Origin of the sequence: Lactococcus sp. EKM203L (genome assembly GCF_011800585.1) — a bacterium.
GTDB lineage: Bacteria > Bacillota > Bacilli > Lactobacillales > Streptococcaceae > Lactococcus > Lactococcus lactis.
This window is the reverse complement of record NZ_JAALEQ010000018.1, coordinates 1-14,073: the sequence shown is the minus strand read 5'-3', so window position 1 is coordinate 14,073 and position 14,073 is coordinate 1. Positions and strand designations below refer to the sequence as shown.

The window sequence follows — 14,073 nt, the reverse complement described above, 5'->3', positions numbered from 1 at the left end:
ATGGTCCGTTGGTCAAGGGGTTAAGACACCGCCTTTTCACGGCGGTAACACGGGTTCGAATCCCGTACGGACTATATTATTAAAACTCGGGGAACCGAGTTTTATGTTATTGCGGATTAGCTCAGTTGGTAGTAGCGCATGACTGTTAATCATGATGTCGTCAGTTCGAGTCTGACATCCGCAGCTTTTAAGAGACCTACGGGTCTCTTTTTTTATTATAAATATAGAAAATGTTTAAGAAATTTTGATATAATTTGATAAACGGAGAGATGATATAGAATGCAAAAGAGATATACAACTTGGAATGAATATTTGCGAACCAATTTTGGTGAAAAAATATTTAAAGTTCCTATTGATGCTGGTTTTGACTGCCCTAATCGGGATGGTACGGTTGCTCATGGTGGATGTACTTTTTGTACAGTATCTGGTTCAGGGGACATGATTTTGGAGCCAGAAGCTCCAATTGCGGACCAATTTGCTGCCGAAGTGGCTCAATTTCATAAAAAGTGGCCTGGAGTGAAGAAATATATTGTTTATTTCCAAAATTTCACTAATACTCACGCGCCTGTTGAAGTACTGAGAGAGCGTTTTGAACAAGCGGTAAACCAACCAGATGTTGTAGGTATTTCAATTGGTACTCGTCCTGACTGTTTACCAGATGACGTTGTGGATTACTTGGCAGAATTAAATCGTCGAATGGAAGTTTGGATTGATTTGGGTTTGCAGACTACTTATGAAGAAACATCAGATTTGATTAATCGAGCTCATGATTATGAAACCTATGTAGATGCGGTGAAGAGATTGAGGGTTCATAATATTAATGTTTGTACTCACTTAATCAATGGTTTACCTGGTGAAACTAGTGAGATGATGTTAGAAAATGTTCGCCGAATGGTTTTAGATTCTGATATTCAAGGTGTGAAATTACATTTACTTCATTTGATGAAGCAAACTCGTTTGCAACGTGATTATCATGAAGGAAAATTACAGCTGATGTCGCAAGAAGAATATGTAAAAGTGATTTGTGACCAATTAGAGATGATTCCAAAAGAAATTGTTATTCATCGTTTAACAGGAGATGCTCCGCGGGATTTAATTATTGGACCTATGTGGTCTTTAAAAAAGTGGGAAGTTTTGAATAGTATTGATGCTGAAATGGAACGGCGAGGAAGTGTTCAAGGTTGTAAAGATGTTCGGCTTAGTGATCTAATTACATTTTAACTGACAGGAGGTGAATTTTTATTCATCTCTTTTTTATTGAATTTGGTGTTATAATAGGAAAGAAATTGAAAATCTGTCAGTAAAACTGAAATTGGTATATAAAAATAATTAGAAAGTGATGAGGAAATAAATGTTAAAACAGTTAGAAATGGCTCACTGGATGTTGAAAGATATCATCAAAACTAATGATGTTGTGGTGGATGCAACGATGGGGAATGGTTATGATACTCAATTTTTAGCGGAATTAGGGGCGAGTGTATATGCTTTTGATGTGCAAGAAGAAGCGCTGAATGCAACTGAAAAACGTTTAGATGATGCTGGAATAAAGAATCAAATATTTGAAAAAAATCTCTCGAATTTACTGACAGAGCCGTCAGTAAATCTAGTTTTGTCTGGTCATGAAAAGCTTTCTGAATATGTCAAGGAGCCAATCAAAGCAGCTATTTTTAATCTTGGATACTTACCAAAAACTGATAAAAGTGTGGTTACAAAGGCTGATACCACTTTGACTGCTCTAGATGCTTTGACTAATCAGTTAGTTGTAGGTGGAAGAATTGCGATTATGATTTATTACGGTCATGAGGGGGGAATGGAAGAAAAAAATGCCGTTATTAAGTGGACTTCTAGTTTGCCACAAAAAGACTGGGAAGTGACTTCTTATGCACCTCTTAACCAAATTCATACGCCGCCAATTTTAGTTCTAATCGAAAAAAGAAAATAAATTTACTTGAATAGTTATGAATCTTATGTATTCTTTTATCTCTTGTTTTTTCCAAAAAAAAGAGTAAAATAGAGAAATGCTTATTTTTTTAAGTAAAAAAACTATTTTAAAGAGGTAAATATACACATGCAAGGAGTTCTTCTCGCGCTTGTTCCAATGTTTGCTTGGGGTTCTATCGGATTTGTAGCTAATAAATTTGGTGGTGATGCTAAACAACAAACACTTGGAATGACTTTGGGCGCTTTTGTTTTTGCACTTATTGTTTTCTTATTCCGCATGCCAACGTTGACATGGCAAATTTTCTTAATTGGATTTATTGGTGGATTGCTTTGGGCAATTGGACAATTTGGTCAGTTTAATTCAATGAAATACATGGGTGTTTCAGTAGCAAGTCCACTTTCATCAGGGAGTCAATTAGTAATTGGTGGATTGATTGGGGTTTTTGCTTTCCACGAATGGACAAAACAAATTCAATTTATTCTCGGATTTATTGCGATGGCTGTTTTGGTAGTTGGATTCTATTTCTCAGCTAAGCGTGACCCAGAAAATGCAGTAGTTGAAGAAGGACGTAATTATACTAAAGGATTGACTGCTTTAACTTACTCAACTTTGGGATATGTTATCTATGTTATTCTTTTCAATAACTTAGCAGTACTTTGGTTCAATGTTCATTTTGATACATTGACAATTATCTTGCCAATGTCAGTTGGAATGATTTTTGGAGCACTTGTGATGGGTCGTTTCAAAATTAAAATGGAAAAATATGTTTATCAAAATATGATTGTTGGAGCAATGTGGGGTGTAGGTAATATCTTTATGCTTATGGCTGCAAGCGCTGCTGGTAACGCAATTGCCTTTTCATTCTCGCAATTAGGTGTCATCATTTCAACTATTGGAGGAATTCTCTTCCTTGGTGAAAAGAAAACCAAAAAAGAATTGGTTTATGTTGGAATTGGGATTGTTTTATTCGTAACAGGTGCAATTTTACTTGCAATTGTAAAATCTAAAGGATAATAAAAAAGCTGTCAGTAAATTGACGGCTTTTTTTGTGAGTTAATTTACTGACAAGTTTTCTGTCAGTAAAATTTTAGAGTTTTTCATTAACAAAATTTACAAAATGATTCCAAAAAACCTTTGGAGCGCTACTACGGGGGACAGTTTTCTTAGCAACCAATGGAATTTGTTCTGCGGTACAATTTGGAAGATAGCCTAAACTATCCTTTACTGTAGTAGAAAGAGTGACAAGTTTTTGGTTTTTAGTCACAGTTGCTTCAACGGAGGCTGTTTTTTCCTTACTGAATTTGACTGTCAGTGATTTTGTATCTGCACTACCATCTGTAGCGTAAGGAACAACGGGAGTGATATTTTGTGGAGCAACGAGTTGAACAGATTTTTCTTTTCCATCAGTCACAGTAATTTCTTTAAAATCATCTAAGGATTGATTTTTTTGCACAAGACTGGTCGTACGCCAATGACCATAAACATAGTTCATCAGTTGATTTGTGAGAGTGAAAGGAGTTGAGTTGTCAGCAGCAGGATCTGTAGCTTCTAAAACAACCGTAATGATTCTAAAACCGTTTTGATTTGTTGTTCCAGCAAAACAGTCAATTTGAAAACTTGTTGAACCTGTTTTCAAGCCATCCACACCAGTTCTTGAAGTAGAAAAACCACTAAGCATTTGATTGGTATTAGTTAAGGTCATTTTTGCTTCATTGCCGGTATCAAAAGGAATTTCTGTTTTTTTAGTGATTTTAAGAATTTCTGGAAAATCTTGAATAAGATGATAACTAAGTGTTGCTACAGCCTTTGCGCTCATTGTGTTTGTTGCTGAGGCACCAGACCCTGGATAAATATGACCGTTTAAATCATCATTTGGTAAGCCAGAAGCATTGACGAGATGGCTGTCAGTAATTCCCCAGTCTTTCATTTGTTTTGTCATCATATCAACAAATTTTGGTTCTGAACCAGCAATTTTTTCAGCTAAAGCGACAGCAGCAGAATTTGCTGACGGAAGAAGTAAAGCATTCAATAAATCTTTGACAGTATATTGACCATTTTGAGCAAGGGGAATATTGGAAGCATTAGAATTTTGAGTTAATTCATAAGCATAATCTGAAATAGGAACTTTAGTATTCCAAGTCAATTTATTTTCAGCTACATTTTTGTAAACTAAATAGGCTGTCAGTAATTTAGTGATAGAGGCGATCCGAGTGCTTGCATCATCAGCATTTTGCGCGTATAAAATTTTACCACTTGAGGCATCAATAGCAATTGCTGATTTAGCAGCAACTGTAAAATCATTTGTCGTTGGAGTCGTAGCAGCACTGACAGAAAAGCCCGAAAGGACTGACAGACTAATCAGGAAACTACAAAAAATAATTGCAATTTTTTTCATGACTCGATTATACCATAGTCTATTCGTAAGGTACAATAGATTCAAAACTTGATAGATAATTAAATAGTTTTATTTTTTCAAAATCAATTCTAAAAAATAGATTGACAATTGTTATAAAAAATGATATTATATTAAACGGTACTTTTTACTTTGGACTCTCAGGAGAACTTGTATAAGTTGCTAAACTTCTTGTCAGAACTTGGCTTAAGCGACCATATACTGACTAAAAAATTGGCGATTCGCCATCCAATAAAAAGAAAGGAATGCTTTTGTATTTCTCATCGCTTCGCATAAAAATGTGGAAAAATACAAAAAGCAGACAGTAAAATGCCTACAATTAACCAATTGGTACGCAAACCACGTCGTGCTCAAGTGACTAAATCTAAATCACCAGCAATGAACGTTGGCTACAACAGCCGTAAAAAAGTACAAACTAAACTTGCAAGCCCACAAAAACGTGGAGTAGCAACTCGTGTTGGTACTATGACTCCTAAAAAACCTAACTCAGCGCTTCGTAAATTCGCGCGTGTACGTCTTTCAAACCTTATGGAAGTAACAGCGTACATCCCAGGTATCGGACACAACCTCCAAGAACACAGTGTTGTACTTCTTCGTGGTGGACGTGTAAAAGACCTTCCAGGGGTACGTTACCATATCGTTCGTGGTGCACTTGATACAGCAGGTGTCGCTGACCGTAAACAAAGCCGTTCTAAATACGGTGCTAAAAAACCAAAAGCTTAAGAAGGGAGATAAGTAAGAATGCGTAAAAATCGTGCCCCAAAACGTGAAGTTTTGGCAGATCCAATGTACAACTCAATCGTCGTAACTCGTCTTATCAACCGCGTTATGCTTGATGGTAAACGTGGTGTTGCGGCTCAAATCGTTTACGGTGCCTTCAAACAAATTGAAGAAGCTACTGGAAACAACCCACTCGAAGTCTTCGAAACTGCTATGGAAAACATCATGCCAGTTCTTGAAGTTCGCGCTCGTCGTGTCGGTGGTTCTAACTATCAAGTCCCAGTTGAAGTTCGTCCAGAACGTCGTACAACTCTTGGACTTCGTTGGTTGGTAACAATCGCTCGTAACCGTGGTGAACACACAATGCAAGATCGTCTTGCAAAAGAAATCTTGGATGCAGCTAACAACACAGGTGCAGCAGTCAAAAAACGTGAAGATACTCACAAAATGGCTGAAGCTAACCGTGCGTTCGCTCACTTCCGCTGGTAAAATCTATTTGCGTTGCAGCTGCTTCGTTAGAAGAGCCCTCGCGTACTCTAGTACGCTTCGGAACCTTCTTTCTCGTTTCTGCTTAGCAAATAAATTTTACGATCAGTCTTAAAGATTGTAAAGTAACATCGAATTGATGTAAAAACGAACATTACCGGGCTTGGGCTCCTCGCCTGCTCGGTTTTGTTTTAATTTTTTAACATTAATTTGATACAATAAAACTAATGAGAAATTCTCATGACTAAAATCAAATAGGAGAACAAAATGGCTCGCGAATTTTCACTTGCTAATACACGTAATATCGGTATCATGGCCCACGTCGATGCTGGTAAAACAACAACAACTGAACGTGTTCTTTACTACACTGGTAAAATCCATAAAATCGGTGAAACTCACGAAGGTGCATCACAAATGGACTGGATGGAGCAAGAACAAGAACGTGGTATCACAATCACATCTGCAGCAACAACTGCTGAATGGAAAGGTAACCGCGTAAATATCATTGACACACCAGGTCACGTGGACTTCACAATTGAAGTACAACGTTCACTCCGTGTTCTTGATGGTGCTGTTACCGTTCTTGATGCTCAATCAGGTGTTGAACCACAAACAGAAACTGTATGGCGTCAAGCGACTGAATACGGTGTTCCACGTATCGTTTTTGCTAACAAAATGGACAAAATCGGTGCTGATTTCTACTACTCACTTTCTACTTTGGGAGATCGTTTGGGTGCTAATGCTCATCCAATCCAAATTCCAATTGGTGCAGAAGATGACTTCATCGGTATCATTGACTTGGTAACTATGAAATCTGAAATCTATACTAACGACCTTGGTACAGATATTAAAGAAACTGTTGTAGGTTCAGACGAATTTAACGCTGAATTGGCAGCTTTGGATTTCAATGCTGAAGAATACACAGAACTTGCAAACGAATGGCGTGAAAAACTCATCGAAGCAATTGCTGATTTCGATGAAGATATCATGGAAAAATATTTTGCTGGTGAAGAAATTCCAGAAGCAGAACTTAAAGCTGCAATCCGTAAAGCAACAATCAATGTTGACTTCTACCCAATGCTTGCTGGTTCTGCCTTCAAGAACAAAGGTGTTCAAATGATGCTTGATGCAGTTATTGACTACCTTCCAAGCCCACTTGATATCCCTGCAATCCAAGGTGTTAACCCAGATACAGACGAAGAAGACGAACGCCCAGCTTCAGATGAAGAACCATTTGCAGCTCTTGCTTTCAAAATCATGACTGACCCATTTGTTGGACGTCTTTCATTCTTCCGCGTTTACTCAGGTACACTTGATGCTGGTTCATACGTTTTGAATACTTCAAAAGGTAAACGTGAACGTATCGGACGTATTCTTCAAATGCACGCTAACACTCGTAAAGAAATCCAAACAGTTTATGCTGGGGATATCGCTGCTGCTGTTGGTTTGAAAAATACAACAACTGGTGACTCATTGACAGATGAAAAAGCTAAAATCATCCTTGAATCAATTGAAGTTCCAGAACCAGTTATCCAATTGATGGTTGAACCTAAAACTAAAGCTGACCAAGATAAGATGGGTGTTGCCCTTCAAAAATTGGCTGAAGAAGATCCAACTTTCCGTGTTGAAACAAACCCAGAAACTGGTGAAACAGTTATCTCTGGTATGGGTGAACTTCACTTGGACGTTCTTGTTGACCGTATGAAACGTGAATTCAAAGTTGAAGCAAATGTTGGTGCGCCTCAAGTTGCTTACCGTGAAACATTCCGCGCTGGAACTTCAGCACGTGGATTCTTCAAACGTCAATCAGGTGGTAAAGGTCAATATGGTGACGTATGGATCGAATTCACACCTAACGAAGAAGGCGCTGGATTTGAATTTGAAAATGCTATCGTCGGTGGTGTCGTTCCTCGTGAATTTGTACCAGCCGTTGAAAAAGGTTTGGTAGAAACTATGGCTAACGGTGTCCTTGCTGGATACCCAATGGTTGACATTAAAGCTAAACTTTATGATGGTTCATACCATGATGTCGATTCATCAGAAACTGCCTTCAAGGTTGCCGCTTCTCTTGCAATGAAAGAAGCTGCTAAAACTGCGAAACCAGCAATTCTTGAACCAATGATGAAAGTTACAATCACTGTTCCTGAAGAAAACCTTGGAGATATCATGGGTCACGTGACTGCTCGTCGTGGTCAAGTTAACTCAATGGAAGCTCACGGTAAATCACAAATCGTTAATGCTTTCGTTCCACTTGCTGAAATGTTCGGTTACGCAACTACTCTCCGTTCATCTACACAAGGACGTGGTACTTTCATGATGGTATTTGACCACTATTCAGACGTACCTAAATCAGTACAAGAAGAAATTATTGCTAAAAACGGCCGTAACGCTGACTAAGTTTTAATTTTAATAATATGAGATAACCTGTCAGTACTGACAGGTTATTTTTTTACTGACAAGATTTTCTTTAGTTTAGTTTCACTTTATCTTGACTTAATGAACCATTAAGTCAGTGAAGCTATAATATATTTATTCCAAAAAAATTTTTTCATAACTTTACTCCTAAAAGTGAAAAAGCAATATCTAAGTGATACTGCTTTTTTTATTTTGATTTTAAAATGAAACGTTACTGACAGAAAAATATTTTATGAATCTGAAATCTGTCAGTAAAATTGTTTCATGTGAAACTTGAATGTTCGGAAATGCCATGCTATAATAAGCTTATCAAATAGGAGATGAGATAATAAATGAAAAGAAACGAACGTTTAGTTGATTTTACAAATTTTTTAATTAATCATCCCAATCAAATGCTAAATTTAAATGAATTAAGTAAACATTATGAGGTAGCCAAATCATCTATCTCAGAAGATTTAGTATTTATCAAACGTGTTTTTGAAAACCAAGGAGTAGGTCTGGTTGAAACTTTCCCAGGTAGCCTTGGAGGAGTTCGGTTTACGCCTTACATTACTGACGAACGTTCGTTGGAAATGAGTCAGGAAATTGCTGAACTTTTACGTGAAGAAAATCGAATTTTACCTGGAGGATATATTTATCTGTCAGATATTTTGGGTACTCCATCAAATCTTCGTAAAATCGGTCAAATTATTGCTCATGAGTATCATGAAAAGCAAGTTGATGTCGTCATGACTATTGCCACAAAAGGGATTCCAATTGCTCAGTCAGTTGCTGAGATTCTAGATGTTCCTTTCGTAATTGTTCGTCGTGACCCTAAAGTGACCGAAGGAGCAACGCTCAATGTAAATTATATGTCAGGTTCAAGCTCTCGTGTTGAAAATATGACTTTATCCAAACGGAGTCTTTCAATTGGTCAAAATGTTTTGATCGTTGACGACTTCATGAAAGGCGCAGGAACAATCAATGGAATGAGAAGTCTTGTCCATGAATTTGATTGTTTACTTGCCGGTGTTGCCGTCTTTCTTGAGGGACCTTTTAAAGGAGAACGATTGATTGATGATTACAAATCAATCTTGAAAGTTGATCGAATTGATATTGCTAACCGCTCAATTGATGTTCAATTGGGAAATATATTTAATGACAAATAAAAAAGTTACTGACAGGACATTCTGTCAGTAACTTTTTATATTTATTTACTTAAAAGAAAGAAATTTTGTTGAGTGGCCACACTCGTAATTTCGCTTCACCAACAATTGCTGAACGTTTGAAAGTTCCAACTGCGCGACTATCTTGAGAAACTACCCGATTATCTCCCATCAGGAAGTATTGTCCCTCAGGAACTTTTACTGTAAAGGTTGGATTACCAGTGCTGTCAGTGGTAAATGCTTTGGTGCTTTGAGCTAAACTAACAAACAAACTGCGGTTTTGTTCACTGAGTGCATTTGTTAAAGGATACTTACCGTAAGTTTTTTCCAACTGACCGTCAGCAAGTTGCTTTTGGTAATCTTTGAGATAATTTTCTGGATAAACTTTGTTATTGATTGTGAGTTGGTCGTGGTCGAATTTTATAGTATCTCCAGGCATTCCAATGACACGTTTCACGATATCTTTAGTTGAACCATCGGCTGTTTCTTCTTTGGCAACAACAATATCAAAACGATTAATGGTTGATTTTCTTACAATAACCAGACGTTCCTTGTCAGCTAAAGTTGGGTCCATTGAATGACCATCCACAACAACAAGTGACCAAAGAAAGACACGTGAGAGAAGAATAGCGATAATTATAAAGAGAAATAATCCCCACTCTTTTAAAAATTTCATCATAATTTTACTTTCTATAATTGAGCGATTTTAATCGCTTTTTGTGTATTAGCAAAATGAAGTTTTGCTAACTGATTCAGAGCATCAACTCCCTGACTTTTGATAATTTGTGCTGCAATTTTGTCAGATAAATTTCCTGCCCCACTGGGTAACGTGAAACCTGATTCTTTAGATATTTTTTTTAGATTTTCTAAAAAAAGATAACGAGAAATAATTGAACTGACAGCAACAGCCAGAAACTGATCTTCAGCTTTTGTCAGTAAAGTTACCTTTGTCAGCGGATGATTTTGTTCTTTATTAACATATTTTTTATAATTTGCTTCCGTTGTGAAAGCATCAATAACAATATTTTCAGGCTTATGACCTAATTGTTTTTCAAGAAGATAAATGGCTTGATTATGGAGAGCAACTTTAATGCTGACAGCATTATAACCAGAAGCAATCACCTCATTATACTTGGCAGGTTCAACCACTAAAGCAACATGTGGAATTCTATCAATCAATTTTGGAGCAATTTGACAAATTTTTTCGTCAGTTAATTTTTTAGAATCAGCGACTCCAATTTCCTTTAGAAAATTCAAGTTTTCTTCACTGACAAAACTAGCAGTAACCATTAAACCACCAAAATATGACCCGTTGCCCACCTCGTCAGTCCCAATAAGATTTGTTTGTTTTTGAGGAACGACTTGAGCAATATGACCAAAGTCACTCGCTAATTTTTCAGCCTCGTTTCCTTGAAAAACAACTTTTCCAGAAGTATAAACCGAGATAGAAGTTTTCCCAACCTTGGCAAAAAAAGTGATGTAAGGATTTTTGGAAACTTGCTCATAGGATTTGTATTTCTCAGCGAGCTGTTGGCGTTCTTTAGTCTCTAATTTTAGAACAATATTCATAAGAACATTCTACCATAAATTAGCTATTCTAGAATAAGAATCCGACCATTTATTAAAAATAATTTCTTATTAGAATCTATTATAGCAAACATGTTGTAAAATAATGAAAAAAGTCTTCATATTCTAAATACGAAGACTTCAAACTTAGTCAACTTTCTCATTTAAACGCCCATCTTCCATCAGATAAACTTTGTCACAATAATCAACCAAACGTAAATCATGGGTGACCATAATTGTTGCCTTATTTTTTTCTTTTGCTTCCTTAGCTAATATTTTAACCACTTCATAAGCTTTTTCAGTATCCAAACTTGCGGTCGGTTCATCAGCCAAAATGATTGTAGGGTCATTATATAAAGCACGAACAATAGCTACCCGTTGGCGTTCTCCACCAGAAAGTTCCTCGGGATATTTATCCACCAATTTTTCAAGCCCTAAACGCTTGAGTAAGTCTAAGCCCGCTCTATTTTCTTTTGCCTTATTTACCTTGTCAACCAATTGAAGTTGTTTCTTAACCGTTAAGAATGGCACGAGATTAGAAGCTTGTAAAATAAAACCAATTTCTTCAAAACGAACCTTAGCGCGTGCCTTCTCCTTTTTTTCATTTAAAGCTCGGCCATTAATCCAAATTTCCCCAGAAGAAGGACTTTGCAGTCCGCCGGCAATAGTAAGTAAGGTACTTTTTCCAGAACCTGAAGGCCCAATGATTGCCACAAACTCACCCTTATCAACAGAGAAATTAGTTTCTTTTAAAGCCTCTATTGTTTCATCCCCATCCTTAAAAGATTTTTTGACATTTTTTAATTCAATAGCTTTCATTATTTCTCCTATCCAATCGCTTTTAGTGGATCAATTTTGACAATTGCTCTGACAGAGAACAAAGCGCCCACAATTGCAACCACAATCATTAAAAGGGTAATCACTCCAAAGAAGAGGAGATTTGTTTGAAAAGGAACAGCTTCCGGTAATATTAACGCAGAACCTAAAGTGGCTAACAAACCAATTAATACACCACTAAAAGCTAAAATAAAAGTTTGAGCAATGACAGAATTACTAATAAAGCGACTGGAAATTCCCTGAGCCTTCATTACACCAAAAATCGCTATTTTTTGCATTGTCAGAACATAAATAAAGATTCCAATGACAACCGCAGCAATAACCACTAGAAAGCCAATCATGAAACCAAAGGTCAAAACTTGTGCACTATAACCAGGAAGTTTATCTATAAATTTACTGATAGATAATTTTTGGAGTCCTTTAGGCTGTTGGCTAATTTTTCCACGCGTGACGATAGCATTGTAAGTAGTTTTAGGTTGAAAATTGGAATTTGAACCATAACGAATTTGTTGGAAAGTTTCTAAAGAAGTATAAAGCACAGGTGAAATATTGAATTTAGCATTATCTGTAAAGCCAACAATAGTCAATACTTCATTATTGGTTGCTAATTTAATTTTATCACCAAGTTTATAATCATATTGATTTTTAAAACTAATATCAGCTACTACCTCGCCCTTATTTTTAAAATCCCTCCCTTCAATAACATTGGGATTTAAAAATTCATTTGAATTAATTCCAAAAAAACTGACATTATTTTTTTTATTTTCATTATTGGCATCATAAATAATCCCAGCAGTTTGAGCGAGAACTGCCTTTTCTTTCGCCTTCACCTGACTGGCAATATATGAATCAATCATTGACATATTGAGAGAATCATTGGCTTTCTCAGATAAAAAAATATCAGTTGCTTTCCATTTATCAACTGCCATTCTATTTTCTTGAGCCAAACCATAGGCCAAACCAGATAAGAAAAACACAAGATAGGAAATCAAAAACATGACACCAATTACGAGAGCATATCTTAATTTTGAATGTTTAATTTCATTAATTGCTAAAAACATCATCGAGCTCCTATTTTCTATATAAATCCCCAAAATTTCTGAGGACTAACTGAATAAAAGGACTTGTATTATATAAACCCCTTTTAAAAAAGTCTATCATAGTTCAAATGGAAGTGCTACCATAATGCTTGTAGCAAAAACCACAAAGAAACATTTGAAAAGATATAAAACTAAAAAATACATAATCCACGAAAAGAAGTAAATAAAGGGGATATAATCCCTAAAATGTCTTGACAAACCCAGGAATAATATGATATGATGATAAACGGTATTGTTTACCCCATTTTTGTGGCCCCGGAAACCCAAAAATACTTTGCAGGACTCTTACACCTGCTGTAAACAAATTCTAGTAAAAGGAAAATAACCAAAATGATGAAAACTACATTCATGGCTAACGCTCAAAACGTTGACCGTAAATGGTACGTCGTCGATGCAACTGATGTTCCTCTTGGACGTCTTTCTGCAGTTGTCGCAAGCGTACTTCGCGGAAAAAACAAACCAACATACACACCACATACTGATACAGGTGATTTCGTAATCGTTGTTAACGCTGAAAAAATCAAATTGACTGGTAAAAAAGCAACTGATAAAGTATATTACTCACACTCACTTCACCCAGGTGGATTGAAATCAGTTACTGCTGGTGAACTCCGTGAAAAAAATGCTGTACGTTTGATTGAAAAATCAGTAAAAGGTATGCTTCCACACAACACACTTGGACGTGCTCAAGGCATGAAACTTAAAGTGTTTGTTGGCGCAGAACACACACATACAGCTCAAAAACCTGAAGTCCTTGACATCACAGGTTTGATTTAATCAGGAAGGAACGAACATAATGGCACAAGTACAATATGCCGGCACAGGCCGTCGTAAAAATGCAGTAGCACGCGTACGTCTCGTACCTGGTACTGGTAAAATCACAGTTAACGGACGTGAAGTAGAAAGCTACATCCCACACGCAGACATGCGTCTCGTTATCAACCAACCATTTGCAGCTACACAAACAGAAGGTAGCTACGATACACTCGTAAACGTAAATGGTGGTGGTGTATCAGGTCAAGCAGGAGCTATCCGTCACGGAATCGCTCGTGCATTGCTCCAAGTAGACCCAGATTTCCGTAGTGCTTTGAAACGCGCTGGACTCCTTACACGTGACGCCCGTATGGTTGAACGTAAAAAACCAGGTCTCAAAAAAGCCCGTAAAGCATCACAATTCTCAAAACGTTAATATTATTCATATATCAATGTTTAAAACACTTCCATATGGAAGTGTTTTTTTGTATTAAATTTACACCTATAAAATTTGTAAATTCTCTCATACAATATCCAAAGGGTAAAATAATAAACCAATAAATTATATTTTCTATAAAAATTGTAGATTGAAGAACATGACAACCGTGGGGTTTTCTGAATGTAAGATAAAAAAAGGTATAAAAGTCACAGTTAATTCTTGACAAGTTTAGGTAGGTTTGATAGAATATAATAGTT

Annotated in this window: 14 protein-coding genes and 2 tRNA genes; 11 read left to right on the top strand and 5 right to left on the bottom strand. The window is 36.6% G+C overall.

The annotated features are described in order from the left end of the window. Nucleotides 1–2 precede the first annotated feature (2 nt). The 5 genes from HFD15_RS13410 (at nucleotide 3) to HFD15_RS13390 (ending at nucleotide 2,956) form a co-directional block, all read left to right on the top strand. A tRNA-Glu gene (locus HFD15_RS13410) sits at nucleotides 3–74 on the top strand. Between the two features lie 36 nt (nucleotides 75–110). Next, a tRNA-Asn gene (locus tag HFD15_RS13405) sits at nucleotides 111–184 on the top strand. 95 nt (nucleotides 185–279) lie between these two features. Next, a complete protein-coding gene (locus HFD15_RS13400; protein WP_021721833.1) occupies nucleotides 280–1,221 on the top strand; it encodes a TIGR01212 family radical SAM protein in 942 nt (313 codons plus the stop codon). Nucleotides 1,222–1,351: 130 nt separating this feature from the next. Beyond that, nucleotides 1,352–1,942 carry a class I SAM-dependent methyltransferase gene (locus HFD15_RS13395; RefSeq protein ID WP_058208348.1) on the top strand — a complete coding sequence of 197 codons (591 nt, stop codon included), beginning with the start codon at nucleotides 1,352–1,354 and terminating at the stop codon, nucleotides 1,940–1,942. A gap of 126 nt (nucleotides 1,943–2,068) precedes the next feature. Further along, on the top strand, nucleotides 2,069–2,956 hold the full coding sequence (locus HFD15_RS13390) for a GRP family sugar transporter (protein ID WP_003132622.1): 888 nt from the start codon (nucleotides 2,069–2,071) through the stop codon (nucleotides 2,954–2,956). Nucleotides 2,957–3,029: 73 nt separating this feature from the next. Here the strand turns inward: HFD15_RS13390 and HFD15_RS13385 are convergent, their stop codons facing one another. Beyond that, complete coding sequence (locus HFD15_RS13385; protein WP_023189607.1) at nucleotides 3,030–4,337, bottom strand: serine hydrolase; 1,308 nt, start codon at nucleotides 4,335–4,337, stop codon at nucleotides 3,030–3,032. A gap of 327 nt (nucleotides 4,338–4,664) precedes the next feature. Between HFD15_RS13385 and rpsL the strand changes: the two genes are divergently transcribed. The 4 genes from rpsL to purR all read left to right on the top strand — a co-directional run bounded on the left by rpsL (nucleotide 4,665) and on the right by purR (nucleotide 9,124). After that, entirely contained in the window at nucleotides 4,665–5,078 is a 414-nt protein-coding gene (gene rpsL / locus HFD15_RS13380; RefSeq protein WP_003129874.1) for a 30S ribosomal protein S12, read from the top strand. 18 nt (nucleotides 5,079–5,096) lie between these two features. Next, nucleotides 5,097–5,564: a 30S ribosomal protein S7 gene (gene rpsG, locus HFD15_RS13375; RefSeq protein ID WP_003129876.1), complete on the top strand. Its 468-nt coding sequence runs from the start codon at nucleotides 5,097–5,099 to the stop codon at nucleotides 5,562–5,564. A 264-nt stretch (nucleotides 5,565–5,828) separates the two neighbouring features. Next, nucleotides 5,829–7,958: an elongation factor G gene (fusA, locus tag HFD15_RS13370; protein WP_003129877.1), complete on the top strand. Its 2,130-nt coding sequence runs from the start codon at nucleotides 5,829–5,831 to the stop codon at nucleotides 7,956–7,958. Nucleotides 7,959–8,308: 350 nt separating this feature from the next. Then, nucleotides 8,309–9,124 (top strand): pur operon repressor, encoded by an 816-nt coding sequence (gene purR, locus HFD15_RS13365; protein ID WP_010906422.1) that lies wholly within the window; start codon nucleotides 8,309–8,311, stop codon nucleotides 9,122–9,124. A gap of 49 nt (nucleotides 9,125–9,173) precedes the next feature. Here purR and lepB read toward each other — a convergent pair whose 3' ends face one another. From lepB to HFD15_RS13345, 4 genes are all read right to left on the bottom strand, one after another. Next, complete coding sequence (lepB, locus tag HFD15_RS13360; protein WP_012898725.1) at nucleotides 9,174–9,800, bottom strand: signal peptidase I; 627 nt, start codon at nucleotides 9,798–9,800, stop codon at nucleotides 9,174–9,176. Between the two features lie 11 nt (nucleotides 9,801–9,811). Beyond that, nucleotides 9,812–10,690: a ribonuclease HIII gene (rnhC, locus tag HFD15_RS13355; RefSeq protein ID WP_039116543.1), complete on the bottom strand. Its 879-nt coding sequence runs from the start codon at nucleotides 10,688–10,690 to the stop codon at nucleotides 9,812–9,814. Between the two features lie 144 nt (nucleotides 10,691–10,834). Beyond that, nucleotides 10,835–11,506: an ABC transporter ATP-binding protein gene (locus HFD15_RS13350; RefSeq protein ID WP_025017198.1), complete on the bottom strand. Its 672-nt coding sequence runs from the start codon at nucleotides 11,504–11,506 to the stop codon at nucleotides 10,835–10,837. A gap of 8 nt (nucleotides 11,507–11,514) precedes the next feature. Beyond that, on the bottom strand, nucleotides 11,515–12,585 hold the full coding sequence (locus HFD15_RS13345) for an ABC transporter permease (RefSeq protein WP_058208349.1): 1,071 nt from the start codon (nucleotides 12,583–12,585) through the stop codon (nucleotides 11,515–11,517). Between the two features lie 369 nt (nucleotides 12,586–12,954). On the opposite strand from HFD15_RS13345, the gene rplM reads away from it, so the two are divergent. Both rplM and rpsI read left to right on the top strand, forming a co-directional pair. Then, nucleotides 12,955–13,401 carry a 50S ribosomal protein L13 gene (rplM, locus tag HFD15_RS13340; RefSeq protein ID WP_010906417.1) on the top strand — a complete coding sequence of 149 codons (447 nt, stop codon included), beginning with the start codon at nucleotides 12,955–12,957 and terminating at the stop codon, nucleotides 13,399–13,401. A 19-nt stretch (nucleotides 13,402–13,420) separates the two neighbouring features. Beyond that, nucleotides 13,421–13,813, top strand: coding sequence for a 30S ribosomal protein S9 (gene rpsI / locus HFD15_RS13335; protein ID WP_004254378.1), 393 nt, complete (start codon nucleotides 13,421–13,423; stop codon nucleotides 13,811–13,813). Nucleotides 13,814–14,073 lie beyond the last annotated feature (260 nt).